The following is an 18855-nucleotide window of genomic DNA, read 5'->3' as shown; positions in this document are numbered from 1 at the left end:
GATAACCTTTATTTTAGAACTGTTTTAGAATTAATACTTCTTGGACGTTTGTCCTCATCAATAGCAACATATGTGAAAACACCACTTGTTACTTTAACTCGTTCTGTTTCAAATTTACGAACAACCCAAGCCTCAACCTTTACAGACAAAGAAGTATTTCCCTCTTTGACAGTAGAGCAATAACAACAAAGAATATCCCCAACACCAACAGGCTGAATAAACTTCATGGCCTCAATTGCGATTGTGGCAGTTCTTCCGTTACATCTTTTTCCTGAATAGATTGCACCTGCAATATCCATTTGAGAAAGAACCCAACCTCCAAAAATATCACCATTATGATTAGTATCACATGGCATTGTTAGAGTTCTTACTGAAAGCTCACCTTCAGGTTGAATATTTTCTTGCTCGTTTTGAGCTTCACTATTTTTTCCCACCATTTATATCCTTTTAAAATTCGATATAATTATAATAACATATACTTATCATCATAATTTAAAAGGTAGCTCAATGCTAGAAAAGAAAGAATTGCAACTCATTGGACAGGCCGTTGTTTTCAGTACTGTTTTTATTGTTATTTTAAACGGAGCATATCTGTCGGATATTTTTGCAAAAGATGGTATCGTCTCAAGGATTTTAATCCTATTAGGTGGAGACTTTATTAAAGGCGGCTATATACAGTGGTTAACTTATATGGCATTTATTTGGTCTTATAAAGAGATCAAATCTTTAAAGGCACAAATTAAAGCTGAAAAATCATATTTTAAAGCAAATCTTTTACCGACTAATGAAGGTCACCTTTTGATGGCAAATGAAGTCATTGAAATTGGCCGAAATGTTAAAGAATTTGAAAAGAAATACTCAAAAACTCTACTTACTCAATTAATAAAAAATTCTTGTGCAAAGTTTCGCTCTTCAAAAAGTATTTCAGAAGTCTTAGAAGTTATTAATATTATCACTGATCTTCATCGCGATAATTCTGAAACAGAACAATCAAATATTCGCTATCTACTGTGGGCCATTCCTTCTCTTGGTTTTATTGGAACTGTTCTAGGTATCTCAAGTGCATTAATGATTGCAAATTCAAAAGATATGAATCTCATTACAGCAACACTTGGTGTAGCATTCGATACAACACTTGTTGCACTAATTTTAAGTATTATTCTCATGTGGTTATTTCATGACCTACAAAAGAAAACAGACAAATTCCATATGAAAACAAAGGAATATGTCATTGAAAACCTTGTTAATAAAATCGAAGTATAAGGAAGTCTATGCGCCGCCAAAGAAAGTCCATCGACGTCTTTAATATTTCATTTCTTGATCTACTTTCTGGTGCCCTCGGCGCTGTCATTATTTTATTTATTGTCGTTCCAAAAAATGAAAAGCCAGTTGCCCAAAAGCCACCACAAAAGCAAGAAGTCTGTGTCGATAACTCACAGGCACTAGATCAATGTCAAAAAATTGTAGCGCAACAACAAGACCTAATAAAAGAACTAAATCAAAAGCTTAAGGAAAGTATAAAACCTAAGAAAGAAGATAGCGTTGAAAAGATCACTAAGAAGCAAGATGATACATCAAATACTAATGATGTAGGATTTAACTTTAAAGGAAAAAATGTTGCCTTTGTCATTGATGTTTCTGGATCAATGGCAACAGATGACCGTATAGGAGAAGTAAAGGCTGGCCTTAAAATGTTAATTGCCTCAATGGGTAAAGACTATAAAGTTGATATCATTTATTATCCAGGTCCTAATCGCTCATCATATTATTCTCTTTGGGGTGTTTTACAAAGCCTTCATAATCTAAAAGTAAAAGAAGAAGTATATGGGTTTCTTGCTAGGCTTACTCCAAATGGTACGACACCAACTAGAGCAGCTTTAATGTACACCCTCGATCAATATTCTGATCTAAGTGATATTGTCTTATTAAGTGATGGCTCACCAACAAAGTCAGGAGCAACAGCATCTCCCGATAATATCGATGATATCGTCAAACAGGTCACGACTAAGAACCGTCTTCGCAAGGTTCAGATTAATGCTATCGGAGTAGGGGCCAAAAACTTCAGTAAATCCTCTAACTTATACAAATTCCTAAGAAACTTAACAAAATCCAATAACGGTTTTTTCTATGGCTTCTAAAGTTGGCGAAATTTACGATTTTTCATAACTAGAATTTTTATGGAAAAAATAGGTTAAGACTCTGTAATCATTCAATTAACTTCCCCGTACCTACTGCAACTTACACAAAATTGACATAATATTGTCAATGAACGCTTCCAAGAAACAAACATTTATCAATTACATGGCCCGTGCCTTAACACGTGCCTGTTTCTCAGCATTGCTTCTAGGGGCCACGGTCCTTCTAAGTTCATGTGCAGGTCCTATGAATCCATTTGGAAGTGACACATTATCTCTTATTAATGATCGTGATGATTTTGAGAATTTACAAGCATTTACAAAGATCTTAGATGAGCATATTAACTTTGATAATGTTGGTACAAGTACTATCGGAATCGAATTCTTCCCAAAGAAGCAAAACCGTCATTCCATCTATGACTTATACGTAAAAATAAATTCAACTAGAGGTAAGCTAAATCCAGATAATATCGTTATCTTTTGGAATGGAAAAAATGTTACCTCAAGTTTTAAACATAATAATAAAGTTATCTTTCAAGATGAAAAGAATATCATCTATAAGATAAATCGATTAAGCCTACCTGCTAGACTTACAACGGACATTAAAGTTGGATATCAATATCGCGGAGAAATTAGATCTCTTTATCGATATGAAGAACCTTCATGTCTTCAAGCATCTAAAGAGAAGATCAAAATATCTTCTACCGATCCTTTTAATGTAAAAGATAGTTTTATTGAATTAGTTGAAAAAGAGGCAAATAAGGAAAAGACAAACCCTTCTATGCTTCTTGGCCTAATTGCACAGGAATCTGGTTTTAATTATCGCTCAGTAAGTTCGGCCAAGGCCATAGGCCTTACACAAGTAACAGATGCAGCAAGCCAACATGTTATTAAAAAGCATGATAAATGGAAGGTTGATAAAAGAATTGAAAAGCTTCCTTATGGTGTTGTTAAATTCTTAGTTAGAACAGGAAAAATTAATTATAAAAATGACTGGCGTCTTAATAAGAAGAAGTCTGTTATAGGTGGCCTTGAATATATTAATTACCTAAAAAAGTACTGGAGAGGAAATTTTGATCTGATTCAAAAGTCTTATCCAAAAATTAAGACAGTGAGATCATTTGAAAAAAGCCAATTATTCACTGATCTTATACTAGCAAGTTATAACTCAGGCCCATTTCGAGTAAAGTCACAGCTAATAAAACTAAGTACTAATTGGCGTCAATCAGATCGTCTTAAAGAAGCAAAGAATTATATTAATAAAGTAAATAGCTACTGTTATCACTTTAGCCAAAATCAAGAACAAGGAGAAATCCATGAAGATCAAGCCGTTAATCTTTAATGTTTATGCATTTGTATTTTTAGCAATTGCTGTAAGTATACCAGTCCAAGTGATGTTCCTCTATGGGTACAACGCAACAGATATTGGTGCAATCTGGTCCAAGATGACATTCTTTAATTTAATGGTCATGGCATCTTGCTGTATTAATGCATACTTCTCATTCACGGCCCAAAATGATATAAAGTGGAGCTTCCCTCTTTCAATTGGCTTTGTTTGTTTAAATAATTCGATTGTTCTCGTTTATGGAAATGATTTTGAAGCAGCGACAGTTATTTTATCGACATTCGCATATATCTTAATGACTTCATATTTTATTCTAAGTCAGGATACAAATGTAATTAACTCACCAGCTGCTCAGTGGTGGAAGACGGCCCTAAGATATAAGGCACCTCTACCAACAAAAGTATCTTCAACAGATATTCCAATTAACTTAGGTAATACTTTTGATATCTCTAGAACTGGAGCCTATATTTCTTATAATGTTCCAACTCAAAAGGATATTTTCTCATGTGGTGATGTTTTCACTTTTAATATTGGTGAGGAGCTAGAACTTAAGGCAAAGGTAGTTAGAAAGTCTATGGCCGTAGGACGTTACCCAGAAGGAATGGGTGTACAATTTATCGACCTTGGCGTTAGTGAGAGAATCCAACTAGAGAAGCTTTTAAACAGTCTTAGAGACAGTGTAGAAGAAGAAAATGAAGAGTACCAACAATTTAATAAAGCTGCTTAAAACACGTTTTTAAGTGGCCTGATAACCAAGCGCTTGATTTCAATAATAACAGGACCTTACGGGGTCCTGTCTTTTTATTTACACGTAAATTCTACAATAACCTATCAAGAATTCATAAATGGCCGTAAAAACATCTCATGCGCAGATTTATAACTCTTATTAGTCTATTTATTCTTTCAACCTCAATACTTGCTGGCGAAATCGCACCGCTAGGACCAGAGCGATCTCTTGAATTAAGACAAAAGCTAATCGTCCTAATGAAGAAGAATAAAAAGACTCTTTATTACAAAGAAGCAAGACTACATCTATTTAATGAAATCTATGCTTATTATAAAGAAGGAAGTGAGAATAACTTTATAAGAGATATCTACTGTGAAGTTGAATACCAGAATAATGTTGATATCTTTATGGATAACGATGACCTTCCTGATGGTAATGTTTTAAATACAGAACACACTTGGCCAAAGTCTCGTTTCTTTGATTATGGTCCGCAAGTACCTCATCATCAAAACACTTATGATGAAATGGTATCTGATATGCATCACCTCTATCCTACTGACTCATTAGTAAATCAAAAGCGTGGTGATCACTTCTTTGGAGAAGTCGATCAGGAAAATAAAGGCCAATTATGTGAAGCTTCCAAAATGGGACAAAACTCTAAATACCCTCAAGTACAATTCTTTGAGCCACCTGATGAAGTTAAAGGTGATATTGCAAGAGGCCTCTTCTACTTTGCTGTAATGTATGAGCTTCCAATCGACGATAGAGAAGAAGAGTTTCTAAGAGCTTGGGACAAACTTGACCCTATTTCTTCTTTTGAAAAATTTAGAAATGAAATGGTTGAAAAGTATCAGGGTAACCGTAATCCATTTATCGACTACCCTGAATTAATAAAATTAATTCCTAATCTATAGGCTTGGACTTACTTAGTATCAGCAGTCTTATTCTCTAATAAGCGATCGATAATCTTCTTAAAGTGAGCATAAGGATAAGCACCCTTCACAGGAACTCCGCCAACAACAAATCCTGGTGTTCCACTGAAGCCAAGCTTATTTGCACTTTCAATATCAAAAGCAATCTTATCATCAACCTGCTTTGAATTAGCTAGCTTCTTAATTTCTTTAGTATCAAGCCCCATTTTCTTAACGACTTCTAGTAAGTACTTCTCCCCTAGTCGAATCTTTGCTTGATTACGAAGGATTGTTTCATGAAACTTAAATGCTTTTTTTCCATGCTTAATACGAATAGCTTCGTAGTACTGTGCTGCTAATCTTGCTTGAGGATGAATTGAATCGATTGGTAAGTGGCGATAAATAAAGGCCACATCTTTACCATATTCATCCATTAACTGTTTAACAGTTTCAAGGGCCCTAAAACAGAATGGACATTGAAAATCAGAATATTCATAGATCTTAACCTTGGCATTTGGATTTCCTATAATAAGATCATCACTGTGAGATTGAACCTGAATAGGATTTTTAAAAGCATCTTCTAGAATCTCTTTTTCTTTTCGGTTACGATCGGCCAATGCCTGTTGTTTCATTTCAGATGCCATTTGTTGTAATGTTTCCATAAAAACCTGAGGGTTTTTCTTCATAACATCTGTAAGAATTGTCGGATCGTCTTCTAGTGCCTTTCTAATATCTTGCGCGGAGTTCTTATTTGAGCAAGATGCTAAGAATAAGGCAACCAGCACAAGTAGAATTGAAAAGTTAAATGTTTTGTTAGAACTAAGCATTATTTCTCCTAAGTTGTTAACAACCTATCGTACAATTATGCACTAGCTTTATCGAAGCTACGTTAGAGTTATGTCAATTCTTTGAAAAGTTGTGAATACTAAAGGGGGAAGGATTCCCCCCTTTCAATTATTTATTGAGCATGTTGCGGTCGAAGCTTATAACCGATACCTCGAACTGTTTCAATTAAGTTTTCATTAAACTTCTGACGAAGCTGAAGAACGTGTGTATCCACAGTACGTGTTGAAGGATAACACTCATAACCCCAAACCTTATTTAAAATCTCATCTCTTGAAAGAGCGCGATTTGGATTTTCGACAAGTAGCTTTAAAAAATCAAACTCCATCTTAGTTAACTCAACGAGGCCACCATCCCAAGTTACTTCACGAGTATCATTATCGATCTTAAGTTTACCTAAGGTTAGAATTCCTTTTGTATCAACGGCGTTATTGCCATTATTATTCCCACCTTGTTCACCAATTCTTAGCTGAACACGAATACGAGCAAGAAGTTCTCTTGTCTCAAAAGGCTTTGTCATATAATCATTTGCTCCTGACTCAAGGCCAACAACTTTATCGATAAGATCAGTTTTTGCAGTAAGGATAATCATTGGCGTCGTGTTTCCATTTGAGCGTAACTCTTTTAGAAAATCAATTCCTTGGCCATCAGGTAACATCCAATCCTGAATGATAAGATCGACATCTTTAAGATCAATCTTTCTTGCATCCTCTAAGGTCTGCGCCCAAATTGCATCAAAGCCTTCCATCTTTAGGAAGTCCATAATCCCTTTGCCTAAAGAAACATCATCTTCTACTAGTAATAATTTATCCATTTGGCTTTTTCCTCTTAGGTAGCGTAATAATAAACTTCGTTGGCTTTTTTACCAACTCAATTTTACCGCCCCATTCATCTACTATATTTTTAATAATATTTAATCCTAAACCTGTTCCAGAACTTTTTGATCCTTTAACAAATTCACTTGTTAAGGTCTCTAGATCCTTATTCAACTCTCCGCCATCACCAACTTCAATGACAAAGTTTTTATCTTTCTCAAAAACATTAATATAATGCTTTTCTTCACCGTGGATAAATGAGTTCTCCACTAAGTTTTTTATTAAAATTTGAAACCAATAAAAATCCACAAAGACAGGGCCTTTAAGATCGATATTGATATCAATTTCCTTTAGGTAAGTATCCTTAATAGGAATTATTGTATCATAAATTAAGTCCTCAGGATTTTCGAGTTCTTGATATGTAAACGAGAGCATTCCTCTTGCATTTGCCCCCTGTAAGTAATGCTTCGACTTCTCAGTTAACCTCTGAAGGCGATAAACTTCACCGGAGATTCTTAATAAGTCCTCTTGCTGCTCTTCAGGAAATTTATCAATATCACGATTGAGTTTATCAATAATTAGAAGAAGAGATGCCACTGGCGTTCTAAACTCATGTGTTAAAACTTGCAAGGCCATTTTCTTACGATTCTCTTCTACTTTGTCCCACTTAATCTTGCTAAAGAGTAGCCATAAGATAATGAAGAATATGACGAGAATTCCAATGAAGGAAGTTAAGGTTGAAGTTGAAACAGTTTGCAATAAGTGCTTCGTACTTTGACGCCAACAAATTGGACCTTCAGTATAAACACACCATTTACCAGGTCTTGCTCGAGAGATTTGATATGGGGTCGACTCCAAATAGCGTTCAATAGAGTCCATTGTGTAAAAACGATACTCAAGAACATTGTATTGACGTGGATACTTTATTCTAGAAAGTAGATAATTCTTTGCTAAGATCCTAGCTTCCTCATTGATGATATCTCTTAGAGTGTCTTCAGATAAAGAAGCAAGTAGTCCATAAATTCCACCAAGTGGCCCAATCTCACGTTGTAATTGAGAAAGTTCAGAAACGTGGAAAAAAGATAGTCTTCTTCTGACCCAAGATGTGTTTTCTGCTTGTCCTGTTGCTAATTGATATTGAAATAGTAAATATGCATAACTAACACCAGAGTCATGTAGAAATGGCGGGGTCTTAACAAACCATCTTGGAATACTTCTAATACGGCCACATCTAATAAGCTCCCACATCCCCTTCTTACGACTTGCTGTTAATTGGGACTGAAGAACCTCAATATTTGAGCATCCTTTTGAGCTTGATAAAAGGTCTGAATCAAATTCTTCAATTGCCATTGATGGATTCAATAATTGGAATTGTTCATCAGAATAATATAGAGATGAGAAGTTCACTATTGCATAAGGCGTGATCTGACTTTTCATCTGTTCTTTAATATCGTTTATCTCTTCAATTTGATATTGGCTGGCAAAACGAGGTGCAAAAGTCTTTAAAACAAAACTTCCAGAGAAAAAGGCCACAATTAGGGCCGTGAATATGAGTACAATATATGGTTTCATTAAATCTTTAAAATCCCAGCATTTACATTAGAGGTTGTATCGCTCATAATTGTCCTAGATTAGTCAGAAATTTGTCAATTCTGCCATAACACAAAGCAAAAGGAAATCTCATGCTCATTCTTGGTGTCGACTTAGAAGGAATCAACGAAAATCTTACACAGAAAGGCGTAAACCTCAATGTCGATAGAGTTACTGAAATTGGTGCAGTCCTATGGGATACACGAATCAACTCTCCAGTGAGAATCTTCTCAGAGCTTATTGACGAAAAAGATCGTCTTAAACTTACTCAAGAAGTTATCGAATTAACAGGAATTGATGAGCAATTATTAAAAGACTGGGGACGCCGAGGTGACGAAATTAAGATGGCCCTTGAAAGATTAGCTCTATTAATTAAAAAAGCAGACTATCTTATGGCGCACAACGGTGCAAAATATGACAAGCCAATGTTAACGGCCATGTTTGAAAGATATGAAGTAGATATGCCAAATAAGATTTGGATTGATACCCAAGAAGATATCGAATACCCAAGTAAAATCAGACATAAGTCCATGGCAATGCTTGAGCACTCTCACGGCTTTATTAATCCATTTCCACACCGTGCGGTTACAGATGTTCTAGCAATGCTTAAAATTGCTTCTCACTATGATTATGCAAGAATGACAAAGCTTGCAAGTGCACCAAAAGTTCGCATCGTAGCAGAGCTGAAGGCACCAAATTGGAAGAATAAACAAGAAGTTGAAAAATTTAATACTATCAAGCACAAAGTTGCACGTGCTCGCTTTCAATGGGATCCAAATGTAAAAGAATGGTCTAAGATTGTTTCTCAAGTTCATATTGATGAAGGTAAGCTCATGTATGACTTTGACTGGAGACTCTCATAAGATATTCTGATCGAGCGCTACCTGTATATAAGTTTCGCCCAGGAAAGAACCCTCACCCACTCAAAAAAGATGGGCATATGGAATTTACAGGTGAACCAGAAACAAATGCTCTAAAAAGTAGTGCAGACTTTAGAAATAACTCAGATTATCTATACGCTATTGACCTGATTAATCACGGCTATTACTGGGAATGTCACGCGTATCTTGAATCACTTTGGAATGAACATAACCGAACTGATGATTATGCCATCCTCTTTAAGGCCATCATTAAAGTTGCGGCAGGCTTACTTAAAAGAGATATGGGCCAAGAAAGCGCTTGCGCCACTCACCTTGAGCGCTGCCTTGAATTATTAGACCAATTAGATTACGAAGAATTTTGCGGCATCGAACTTATGGAATTAAAAGTTCTGGTTTCTCATATGCTCAGCAAACCGCTGGAAAGCAGACCAGATCTCATCATCAAACTTAGGCTTTAGCTGCTTTTTATCAAGAGCTTTTCTCATACAATAGAGCCATTCATCACGCTCAGCAAAACCAATCTTGAATGGGAAATGACGCTTTCTCATACGAGGATGGCCATATTTTTCAATGTAAAGACTTGGGCCCCCAAGCCATCCCGATAGGAACATAAATAATTTCTTATTTGCACCTTCAAGGGAAGTGGCGTGAAGCCCACGACACTTTGATGCTCTTGGGTCAGTATTCATAACTTCATAGAAGTCATCCACAAGTTCTTGGACGCCAGCTGCGCCACCTAGTTTTTCATAAGGAGTCATTTTAAATTTACGAATGAGAAATTCTGGTAGTTTAATTTTCATAATAAAAAAGGGAGTCAATTGACTCCCTCTTATATATCACTATTATTCAGATATTTGAATTAATTTTGGATATTGTTAAGTAGACGGTATGCTTCGATACGTCCCGACTTAGCTTTTGTAATAAGTGTAGCATTTGGAACTGCTGTCTTGTAAATTCTTTCCTTGATCTCAGAAAATGAAAGCTGATCTTCTTTTGATAATAGAAGTCCAAGAACACCTGAAACCATTGGCGTTGCCATTGAAGTTCCTGACATTTTCTTATAACGATCACCTGGTATTGTTGAAAGAATATTAGAACCTGGAGCAAATACATGAACTGTTTCTTGTCCGTAGTTAGAAAATGATGAACGATTACCTTTACCATCCATTGCACCTACTGAAATTACATTTTCAACTTCATAATTTGCTGGATAAGTTGGTCTTGCATCATTATCCATTCTTGAGTTTCCTGCAGCTGCAATAAATAGAACACCTTTATCACGTGCATTCTCAATTGACTCTTTTAATGCTTCTGAATATTCTCCTCCACCCCAAGAGTTAGAAAGAATTTTTGCACCATTAGCAACGGCATAATCAATTGAAGAAATTGCATCAATTGTTTCACCTGAACCACTATCACTTAGGAATTTAATCGACATAATCTTAACATTTGCCATTACTCCCATGATCCCAGTTCCATTATGACGAGCACCAATTACACCAGCACAGTGAGTACCGTGAGAGTGACCATCCATTGGATCTGCATCTTTATTAGCAAAATCATATCCGTAAACGTCATCAACAAATCCGTTTCCATCATCATCAATTCCATTACCTGCAATCTCGCCTTCATTCTTCCAAGTATTGGCCTTTAAATCAGAGTGAGTGTAATCAACACCTGTATCAATTACCGCTACTACTAAATCACGATTTCCAGTTTCAACATTCCATGCTTGAGTAGCATTAATATCTTCTCCAGCTTTACCATTTGAGAACCAACCACCAGAGTTTCGTCCATCATTTAGTAATCCCCATTGCTTAGAGAATTGCTCATCACGATTCTCTGTTAAAGCAGCTTCTACAGATTGAGGAGCACTAAAATCATTTAAGTTAATGATCCAGTTCTTTTCAACGTACTCTACTGCAGGATCAGCAACTAACCCTTCAAATTTTTCTTTAACAACAGCAAATGTACCAAAGCTAAGCTTTCTCATTTGAGCGTCAGCATACGTTGTATTAACAAATGATTCGTATCCTGGCTTAAGTTTTACAATGTAACCGTTGAAGTCTTGAGCTGATGCGCTCAGTGCACAAGTTAGTCCAAGTGCTAGAAATAGTTTTTTCATGTTTTTATCCTTATGTTCTTCCGTGACCAAAAGTTTTTCAATTCTAAAACTATTTCAAATTAATTTTCTTAAGACAAGTTCACTTTACAAGGTGTAAGAAGTTGTTACGATACCCGACCTTACATGTCGGATGATTAAAACTTTGAATAGCTTAGACAATTGGGTATGATAATTGCGTTTAGCTAAGGATCACAAATGACGGATATGCCAAATAATAACGAAACAAGAAAAAAAGAGAACCCATTCATTAATCTAATATGCAATGTGGTTATTCCTTCAGTAATTTTAACGAAATTTTCATCTGAAGAATATTTAGGACAAGTTAATGCCTTAATCATAGCATTGGCCTTTCCCCTTATCTATGGAGCATGGGACTTTATTTCTCAAAGAAAGTTTAACTGGATTGCGGCCATTGGTCTTATCAGTGTTTTACTTACTGGTGGAATTGGACTTTTCCAACTTAATAAGACCTGGATGATTGTAAAAGAAACTGCCCTTCCTCTAGTTATTGGTTTATTTGTTCTAGCTTCACAATTTACTAAGAAGCCACTTGTTAAAACTTTAATAGAGCAAATTTTTGATTTAGAAAAAATCCATCAAGCAATGGAAGAGAAAAATATAAAAGACGACTTTGATCAAAAAATCTATATTGCTGGATTTTACTTCTCTTGCACATTCTTTCTGTCTGCAGTTTTAAATTATGTACTTGCTGTAATCGTATTGAAAGGTTCTCCAGGAAGCGTTGAATTTAACGAGAGTCTAGGTAGAATGACGGCCCTAAGTTTCCCAGTAATTTCAATTCCAACAGTTATTGCCACTGGTTTTATTATTTTTGGACTTGTTAATTATATAAAGAAGCAAACAGACCTGCCTCTAGAGGCCATGGTTAAACAACAATAACCCAAACGAAAACGAGAGGGATAGATGCAACAAAATCAATTAGGAAATTCACAAATAAAAGTAAGTAAGATCTGTCTAGGGACAATGACATGGGGTGAACAAAACACACAAGAAGAGGCCCATGAGCAATTAGACATGGCCCTCGAATACGGTGTCAACTTCATCGATACAGCAGAGATGTATCCTGTGCCAGGACGAAAAGAAACATATACTAAAACAGAACAATATATTGGTACTTGGGATAAGATGCAAACAAAGAGAGATCAATTTGTTCTCGCTTCTAAAGTTGCAGGCCCGGGGAGCATGGATAGCTACATAAGAGAAAGTGAGATTAGAAAAACTCCTTTTTCAAAGTCCGATATCAAAACCGCTTGTGAAGCTTCATTAAAAAGACTTAAAACAGATTATTTAGATCTCTACCAAATTCACTGGCCAGCACGAGTAACTAACTTCTTTGGCCGTCTAAATTACGAGCACTTCACACCAGAAATAGAAGTATCATTTCGTGAACGAGTAGAAGCTATTGGTGAATTGATAAAAGAAGGAAAAATCCGTACTTGGGGTCTTTCAAATGAAACACCTTGGGGTGTGATGCAATACCTTAATGCTGCAAAAGAATGTGGTGTCGATGCGCCCGTTTCTATCCAAAATCCATACTCTCTTCTAAATCGCTCTTTTGAAGTTGGCCTTTCAGAAATGGCCATCAGAGAAAAAGTTGGGCTTTTGGCCTACTCACCACTTGCCTTTGGAGCCTTAAGTGGAAAGTATCTTGGAGGTGCTAAGCCAGAAGGTGCAAGATTAACGATCTTTGGTGAATACTTCACACGCTATTCATCTGAGCATGCAGCAAATGCAATTAAAGAATATGCAACACTAGCAAATGATGTTGGACTTACACCGGCCACTCTAGCTCAGGCCTTTGTTAATGACAGAGAATTTACAACATCAAATATTATTGGTGCTACAAATCTTGAGCAACTAAGAGAGAACCTAGCAAGTAGTGAGATTACACTAGATACTGAGACTCTCCAAAGAATTGAAGATATTCATAAGATCTTCACGATTCCTTGCCCTTAATTGGAATTTCTTGCCTAGTCCTCCACTAAGTTTTTGATTTTACATATTTTGTTAAAATCTATTTATGAACGGATGTGGAGGAACTCATGTTTAATCGAATTAGAAAGACCAATAATGAATTCGATCAGGGAAAAAAAGAGTTAGCGAAAGTGTTTTTTGAACTTGAAGAGTTTGAAGATGCACCTTTAAAAATGGCCCTTTCAACTTATGAGTCCCTACGTGAAAGCACAAAATCGAGTGAAGACTTCTTCTACTATTTAATTGAAGACTCTATCTTCACATCACTATATGCAACATTTTATGAAAAAATTTTTCAGGCCATTGCCTCTCATCCAGAGCGCGCACTTGATTTAATTGATAGCTTTAGTGCTGATGTTGATGAAAGAGAGCAAATTATCGCAACTCAAACACAGCATCACTTAAACTTTGTTGAAAATTATGGAATGTGTAATGGTTGTTCATCTTGTGAATTCCACCAGGATGTTGCCGAACTCATCTCTTATTATCAACGTGGTGATATTAATTTCTTCACAGAGTTATTCCTAGGTATGCAAACAATGCAATTTGCCATGGAGTACTTCCTCTACGACTACATTCCTAGTAATCCTGCCTACGCTAAATTATGTGGACCTGAATTTATCCAATACTGGCGTGAATTGATCTACAATTATTGCAAAGTTAAGGCCCGTGAACTTTAAAGATAAACTTACAAGTTCTATCTTTAAGCTTTACTAAATTGCATAAATTAAAACTCCTTAATATCATTAATAGGATTATAAAAAGGAGTTTATAATGAAAGTAATCATAAGTTTACTACTGCTTCTGCCTGCCTTTGGTGCTGGGCTTAAAATTGGAAATGACCTAACGTCAAACCCTGTTGAGGGAACAATCCGTCTTACATGCTCTGATCGTAATGGAAGAGACTTTCGCTTTGTCGATTGCCGCGCAAACTTCTTAAGTCCATCAGAATTCTCAAAATTCGTTCTTGGAGAAGGTGAAAGAGTTGATGCTGATGAAGTAACTCTTTACTACAAAGACCACAAGGGTCGCACGAAATCAAAATCATCACGCTTTGACTCTGAAAAAGGTGAAAGTAAGAATAGATTCAATCTTTGGATACATACACTTTTTCAAAGACCTCTCCTAAATTATTACGGAGAAAATGAAGTTGAGTATAAGCTTGAAAAAGATGGACGCGAAGTTGCAACAGGAAAGTTTGTCGTTAATGTTGAAAAACAAGAAACGAAATACTGCCCTCAAGCAAGTTACTGGTCAAGTAACCTAGATGACTGCCGCTTCCCTTCTAACTACTGTAGTCGATATTTCCGCGATTATAATTATTGCCAATAATAAAAAAGCCTCCATTTCGGAGGCTTTCTTTTTTCTATCAATTAGATACTTTTTTAAACACGGTATAGAGCAGATGCCCAAGTAAAGCCTGCACCAAATGCAGCAGAGGCCACAAGCATACCAGGCTTTAAAACACCTTCTTTCATGGCATCATGCATTCCAAGTGGAATTGTTGCCGCTGTGGTATTTCCATATTTTTGAATTGTATTGAATACTTTTTCTTCTGGGATTCCCATCATTTCAGCAACCTTAGAATTAATTCTTAGGTTTGCTTGGTGAAATAAGAAAACATCCACATCATCAATTGTAAGATTATTCTTTTCAAGTAGAGCACCAAGACTTTCTGCCATTCTCTTCGTTGCGTGAACAAAAACAGTGCGCCCATTCATTTGTGGGTAATGTAATTTTTCGTCAAGCATTTCTTGAGACATTCTTTCAGATGAATCAAATCCTGTTCCCGGAGCTGGAATCCATAATTCCTTAGCATACTTTCCATCACTATGAAGACTTGCATCGATGAAACATGGCTCTGTTTTTTTATCGTTAACTTCAGATGCACTCATAACAATTGCACCGGCTCCATCGCCAAACAGAACAGCAACATTTCTTCCATCAGGCGTTTGATCTAAGCCTTTTGAATGAACTTCTGCTCCAACAACAAGAATATTTTTATTTGTTCCTGTGGAAATAAATTTATCTGCAACAGACATTGCATAAAGAAAGCCAGAACATTGTTGTCTTAAGTCTAGACAAGGAATTTCACTCATTCCAAGTTTTGCCTGAAGAAAGCAACCTGTACCAGGAAAGTCAAAGTCAGGAGAAAGAGTTGCAAAAACAATCATATCTATATCTTCTTTATTAAGCCCAGCATTTGAAATTGCTTCTTCACTTGCTTTTACGGCCAAATCAGATGTTGATGTTTTAGAATCAACCCAATGACGTTGCTCAATTCCCGTTCTTTGAACGATCCACTCATCAGAAGTGTTCATCATTTCTTCGATATCAGTATTCTTATAAACTTTTGGTGGTACGTAAGAGCCCACACCAATAATTTTACTTGCCAATACACCCATAGTATTTCCTTTTCATAAATCTTCTTACATTTGAATTGGTGAATGATATTTTACAAATTTAACACAATATTCTTAGATGCGATAGATAGCTACCTTACAATTTTATCTTTATTAATTTGCCCCGACATAACTTTTATGCTCGAGTATTTGCCCTGTTTTTTTATTGGCCATCATATTTTTTCTTGTTAACATATTTATATTCCAAGGAAGGAATTAAAATGACTAAGCTTAGTCACCTTTTGGTGCTTTTATCCATTCAAATAAGTTTCAGTGTTCACGCAAATGTTCACTTTAATCTTACCTCAACCCCTCTCAGTAAAATAAATTACTATCCTGAGAATATAGAAAAGTATCTAAATAAAACTCATTCAAAAAACAATTCAAAACAAAATCTCAAGCAAGCCTTGCGCAATATTATTGTCTCAGGACATATAAGAAAGGCCGGGCAAAAAGATATCTTAACAAGTTCATGTAAAGGTCTAAAAAATTGCTACGAGCAAAAAGCTCCTGATAGTTACAAGCAAGCAAGAAAGTATCTATTTGGAGATATTTATCTGAGACAAAGCCGCGGTCAGTACTTTGTTAAAGATGTTTATTGTAACCAAGAAATTGGTGAAAACGATGGTATCGGGCCAATGCAAATTCCAAATCACCGAGTCATGAATTGTGAACATAGCTGGCCTCAGTCAAAGTTTAACCCTAACGAAAGTCGAAACACACAGAAGAATGACCTTCACCACCTCTTTCCAGTAAATTCTCGAGCGAATTCATCAAGAAGCAATCATCCTTTTGGCGAAGTAACTGGACGAGCTGTAAACTCTAATTGTACATCTTCTTCAATAGGAGAGGTTAATTACGAGAATCAACTAACCACATCTTTTGAACCGCCACTAGAGATAAGAGGGAACATTGCTCGCGCTCTATTCTACTTCTCTACTCGCTACAACTTAGCAATTGATGAGGCCCAAGAGTACTACTTAAGAAGATGGCACCGTGAAGATCCAGTTGATGATTTTGAAGTGCAAATTAACAATCGAATTTATGAAATTCAAAATAGTCGTAACCCATTTATTGACGACGAAGAATTAGTCAATGCTATTAAAGATTTTTAAATACTCAATTTTTATAATGGCCATTATTTCTTGTGCCACTCCTACTAAAGAAAAAACTAAGCCTCTCACTCGTCGAGAGCGTCAACTTCTATATTACCAACGTCTAAGAGCTGCCCAGTGGCAGGAGATAACAAAGAAGAAAAAGTCGACTCCTTCATATCACAGAGATAAGAAAATATCGGTTCAGCCTAAGCGCCAAAAGAAAAAAGAGAAAAAGAGGCCACAAATTATCCCAGTTGATCCACATGGACAAAGAATTGAAATAGAGCAATTACTAACATTCCATTGCATAAAACAACGTATGGATAATTGTGATGAATTATCGACTCGTATTTTTGATAAGTGTCTCCAAGAATATAATCCCGGAGACAGAAGACTAACTGACTGTGTAAAAAAATCTCTAAAATAGAAGTTTAATTTGCTGTTTTCTTCTTTTTTTCATCTGATGAATCATCATTCTTCTTAGCTTGTTTTTGTTGCTCTCTGGCTTGCTCGTCTTGTTTTTCTTGGGCCTTTTGTTTTGCCTTTTCAATTCGTTTAAAAGACAAATCTGTTACATTATCTAATTTTCCAGAATTGGCCCCAACTGCTTTCCCAGCTCTTCTCCATTGATTAACTCTTGTTCTTCCTCTTCACCTTTCTTCTTCGCATCAGGACGCTTCCTAAATCGCCAGTAAGCTTGAATGAGATTCTTACACTCCTTCTCTTCAAGCTTGAGTCTTTCCTTCAGGTTCATAAATTTCTCCTTGGTCACATTTTGGGAAATATATTCTATTTGGCCACAGTGGTGCATCAATAGCAACTTAAGAGAGTTATAGATTTTCAAAGTGCATAAAATTAAGTTTTTCTAAACCATTAATTAAGTTTTAAGAAGTTAGATACTACTTATTGAGTTAAGTACCGCAAAGGGGTATAATTTAATAAATGAAAAGCTTAGTGATAAACACGACATTAAAGGCTTCAGTGGATGAAATTCTGAGCAATTTCAATGCAAAAACAATGCAAGAAGCAACTCCACCCTTCATCAATCTTGAAGTTACCCGCTTTGATGGAGTTGAATATGCTAATCAGACACATATGATTACTTCTATCCTTGGTCACTACCAGTCTTGGATAATTGAAGTGATGCAAACAAAGAGAACCGACAAAGGTATAATTATTCGAACAGAGGCCACAGAGTGCCCATTCCCGTTTAATCTTTGGATTCACACTTATCATATTCGTATGCTTGAAAATGGCATGACTAAAATAACAGATAATATAAAGTATAAAACAGAAAACTTTCTCTTTGATCTTTTAATCTACCCTATCGTCTACTTCATTATGTACTACCGTAAGCCAATTCTAATGGATAAGTATAATAAAGAAGTCAATATATAGACTCTTATGAATAAAGAAAAACGCGCTCATTGTGATAAATGTCACAGGCCTTTGAAGTCTTGTCTATGCGCACATGTAAAACCAGTAGAAATTCAAACTCCTATTACTATTCTTCAAAGTAAAGATGAGGCAAAGCACCCATTTAACACAGCAAAGTTTGGGCCACTTGCTAGTGATAAGATTAGGATTATAAAAAGTGATGATATTACAGAAGAAATAATAGACGATCTTACTTCAAAAGAATCGTTTCTATTATTTAAGAATGAACACTCAAGGCCTATTTCTAAAAGCGATCTTCCAAAGGGAGAGATGATAGTCTTAGATGGAACATGGAAGAAGGCCAAAGGTGTTTACTTTAAATGGCCTAAGCTAAGTTCGATTCCGTGCTACCACCTTGAAGAAGATCAAAGAACGATCTACTCCTCAATAAGAAAGTCCTGTGGTGAAGAACATTTATCGACTTTAGAGGCCATAGGAATGACTTTAAAAGCACTTGGGGAACTCAATGAAAATTCTTATGAGGAATTAATTTCTCCACTAAAAAAGCTAATTGAACAACAAGAAGCTTTCAAAAAATGATACAATATATTG

24 protein-coding genes are annotated in these 18855 nt (G+C 35.9%); 15 read left to right on the top strand and 9 right to left on the bottom strand.

The window, feature by feature from the left end; all coding sequences use genetic code 11:
- Positions 1–8 precede the first annotated feature (8 nt).
- Positions 9–434, bottom strand: coding sequence for an acyl-CoA thioesterase (locus tag ACMAZI_RS07200; protein ID WP_412473473.1), 426 nt, complete (start codon positions 432–434; stop codon positions 9–11).
- 73 nt (positions 435–507) lie between these two features.
- Here ACMAZI_RS07200 and ACMAZI_RS07195 point away from each other — a divergent pair, with 73 nt between their 5' ends.
- The 5 genes from ACMAZI_RS07195 to ACMAZI_RS07175 all read left to right on the top strand — a co-directional run bounded on the left by ACMAZI_RS07195 (position 508) and on the right by ACMAZI_RS07175 (position 5121).
- Positions 508–1263 (top strand): MotA/TolQ/ExbB proton channel family protein, encoded by a 756-nt coding sequence (locus ACMAZI_RS07195; protein ID WP_115363201.1) that lies wholly within the window; start codon positions 508–510, stop codon positions 1261–1263.
- Between the two features lie 8 nt (positions 1264–1271).
- Positions 1272–2138, top strand: a complete 867-nt coding sequence (locus tag ACMAZI_RS07190; RefSeq protein ID WP_120404972.1) for a vWA domain-containing protein — start codon at positions 1272–1274, stop codon at positions 2136–2138.
- A gap of 127 nt (positions 2139–2265) precedes the next feature.
- On the top strand, positions 2266–3477 hold the full coding sequence (locus ACMAZI_RS07185; RefSeq protein ID WP_412473474.1) for a lytic transglycosylase domain-containing protein: 1212 nt from the start codon (positions 2266–2268) through the stop codon (positions 3475–3477).
- Positions 3452–4207: a PilZ domain-containing protein gene (locus ACMAZI_RS07180; protein ID WP_412473475.1), complete on the top strand. Its 756-nt coding sequence runs from the start codon at positions 3452–3454 to the stop codon at positions 4205–4207. Before ACMAZI_RS07185 ends, ACMAZI_RS07180 begins: the two co-directional genes overlap by 26 nt.
- A 137-nt stretch (positions 4208–4344) precedes the next feature.
- Positions 4345–5121: an endonuclease I family protein gene (locus ACMAZI_RS07175; RefSeq protein ID WP_412473476.1), complete on the top strand. Its 777-nt coding sequence runs from the start codon at positions 4345–4347 to the stop codon at positions 5119–5121.
- Positions 5122–5129: 8 nt separating this feature from the next.
- Here ACMAZI_RS07175 and ACMAZI_RS07170 read toward each other — a convergent pair whose 3' ends face one another.
- The 3 genes from ACMAZI_RS07170 to ACMAZI_RS07160 all read right to left on the bottom strand — a co-directional run bounded on the left by ACMAZI_RS07170 (position 5130) and on the right by ACMAZI_RS07160 (position 8348).
- The gene (locus tag ACMAZI_RS07170) at positions 5130–5945 is read right to left on the bottom strand and encodes a DsbA family protein (protein WP_120404974.1); all 816 of its coding nucleotides are present in this window, start codon (positions 5943–5945) and stop codon (positions 5130–5132) included.
- 131 nt (positions 5946–6076) lie between these two features.
- Positions 6077–6775: a response regulator transcription factor gene (locus ACMAZI_RS07165; protein ID WP_120404975.1), complete on the bottom strand. Its 699-nt coding sequence runs from the start codon at positions 6773–6775 to the stop codon at positions 6077–6079.
- A complete protein-coding gene (locus ACMAZI_RS07160) occupies positions 6768–8348 on the bottom strand; it encodes a sensor histidine kinase (RefSeq protein WP_120404976.1) in 1581 nt (526 codons plus the stop codon). Before ACMAZI_RS07160 ends, ACMAZI_RS07165 begins: the two co-directional genes overlap by 8 nt.
- Positions 8349–8458: 110 nt before the next feature.
- Between ACMAZI_RS07160 and ACMAZI_RS07155 the strand changes: the two genes are divergently transcribed.
- Together ACMAZI_RS07155 and ACMAZI_RS07150 are read left to right on the top strand one after the other, a co-directional pair.
- Complete coding sequence (locus ACMAZI_RS07155; RefSeq protein WP_115363218.1) at positions 8459–9229, top strand: 3'-5' exonuclease; 771 nt, start codon at positions 8459–8461, stop codon at positions 9227–9229.
- A 77-nt stretch (positions 9230–9306) separates the two neighbouring features.
- Complete coding sequence (locus tag ACMAZI_RS07150; protein WP_120404977.1) at positions 9307–9705, top strand: DUF309 domain-containing protein; 399 nt, start codon at positions 9307–9309, stop codon at positions 9703–9705.
- Here ACMAZI_RS07150 and ACMAZI_RS07145 read toward each other — a convergent pair.
- Positions 9628–10047: a group II truncated hemoglobin gene (locus ACMAZI_RS07145; RefSeq protein ID WP_120404978.1), complete on the bottom strand. Its 420-nt coding sequence runs from the start codon at positions 10045–10047 to the stop codon at positions 9628–9630. The two genes, ACMAZI_RS07150 and ACMAZI_RS07145, sit on opposite strands and share 78 nt — an antisense overlap.
- A gap of 59 nt (positions 10048–10106) precedes the next feature.
- A complete protein-coding gene (locus ACMAZI_RS07140) occupies positions 10107–11372 on the bottom strand; it encodes a S8 family peptidase (RefSeq protein ID WP_412473477.1) in 1266 nt (421 codons plus the stop codon).
- A 195-nt stretch (positions 11373–11567) separates the two neighbouring features.
- Here ACMAZI_RS07140 and ACMAZI_RS07135 point away from each other — a divergent pair, with 195 nt between their 5' ends.
- From ACMAZI_RS07135 to ACMAZI_RS07120, 4 genes are all read left to right on the top strand, one after another.
- On the top strand, positions 11568–12272 hold the full coding sequence (locus ACMAZI_RS07135; protein ID WP_115363226.1) for a VC0807 family protein: 705 nt from the start codon (positions 11568–11570) through the stop codon (positions 12270–12272).
- A 24-nt stretch (positions 12273–12296) separates the two neighbouring features.
- Complete coding sequence (locus ACMAZI_RS07130; RefSeq protein WP_412473478.1) at positions 12297–13349, top strand: aldo/keto reductase; 1053 nt, start codon at positions 12297–12299, stop codon at positions 13347–13349.
- Positions 13350–13435: 86 nt separating this feature from the next.
- Positions 13436–14047, top strand: a complete 612-nt coding sequence (locus ACMAZI_RS07125; RefSeq protein WP_120404981.1) for a hypothetical protein — start codon at positions 13436–13438, stop codon at positions 14045–14047.
- A gap of 94 nt (positions 14048–14141) precedes the next feature.
- Positions 14142–14699, top strand: a complete 558-nt coding sequence (locus ACMAZI_RS07120) for a hypothetical protein (RefSeq protein WP_115363232.1) — start codon at positions 14142–14144, stop codon at positions 14697–14699.
- 53 nt (positions 14700–14752) lie between these two features.
- On the opposite strand, the gene ACMAZI_RS07115 is transcribed toward ACMAZI_RS07120, so the two are convergent.
- Positions 14753–15772: a 3-oxoacyl-ACP synthase III family protein gene (locus ACMAZI_RS07115; RefSeq protein ID WP_120404982.1), complete on the bottom strand. Its 1020-nt coding sequence runs from the start codon at positions 15770–15772 to the stop codon at positions 14753–14755.
- Positions 15773–15990: 218 nt separating this feature from the next.
- Here ACMAZI_RS07115 and ACMAZI_RS07110 point away from each other — a divergent pair, with 218 nt between their 5' ends.
- Positions 15991–16884 (top strand): endonuclease I family protein, encoded by an 894-nt coding sequence (locus tag ACMAZI_RS07110; protein ID WP_412473479.1) that lies wholly within the window; start codon positions 15991–15993, stop codon positions 16882–16884.
- A gap of 16 nt (positions 16885–16900) precedes the next feature.
- Positions 16901–17293: a hypothetical protein gene (locus ACMAZI_RS07105; protein WP_412473480.1), complete on the top strand. Its 393-nt coding sequence runs from the start codon at positions 16901–16903 to the stop codon at positions 17291–17293.
- A 4-nt stretch (positions 17294–17297) separates the two neighbouring features.
- Here the strand turns inward: ACMAZI_RS07105 and ACMAZI_RS07100 are convergent, their stop codons facing one another.
- Complete coding sequence (locus tag ACMAZI_RS07100; RefSeq protein ID WP_334678389.1) at positions 17298–17432, bottom strand: hypothetical protein; 135 nt, start codon at positions 17430–17432, stop codon at positions 17298–17300.
- Positions 17433–17446: 14 nt separating this feature from the next.
- Positions 17447–17620: a hypothetical protein gene (locus ACMAZI_RS07095; RefSeq protein ID WP_158536910.1), complete on the bottom strand. Its 174-nt coding sequence runs from the start codon at positions 17618–17620 to the stop codon at positions 17447–17449.
- 188 nt (positions 17621–17808) lie between these two features.
- Here ACMAZI_RS07095 and ACMAZI_RS07090 point away from each other — a divergent pair, with 188 nt between their 5' ends.
- Both ACMAZI_RS07090 and ACMAZI_RS07085 read left to right on the top strand, forming a co-directional pair.
- The gene (locus tag ACMAZI_RS07090; protein ID WP_115363240.1) at positions 17809–18264 is read left to right on the top strand and encodes a hypothetical protein; all 456 of its coding nucleotides are present in this window, start codon (positions 17809–17811) and stop codon (positions 18262–18264) included.
- Between the two features lie 6 nt (positions 18265–18270).
- Positions 18271–18843 carry a DTW domain-containing protein gene (locus tag ACMAZI_RS07085; RefSeq protein WP_412473481.1) on the top strand — a complete coding sequence of 191 codons (573 nt, stop codon included), beginning with the start codon at positions 18271–18273 and terminating at the stop codon, positions 18841–18843.
- Positions 18844–18855: the final 12 nt, after the last annotated feature.

Source organism: Halobacteriovorax sp. YZS-3-1 (assembly GCF_047084945.1).
Taxonomy (GTDB): Bacteria; Bdellovibrionota; Bacteriovoracia; order Bacteriovoracales; family Bacteriovoracaceae; genus Halobacteriovorax_A; species Halobacteriovorax_A vibrionivorans.
Note: the sequence above shows the minus strand (reverse complement) of the source record. Positions and strands in the feature narration are given on the sequence as shown.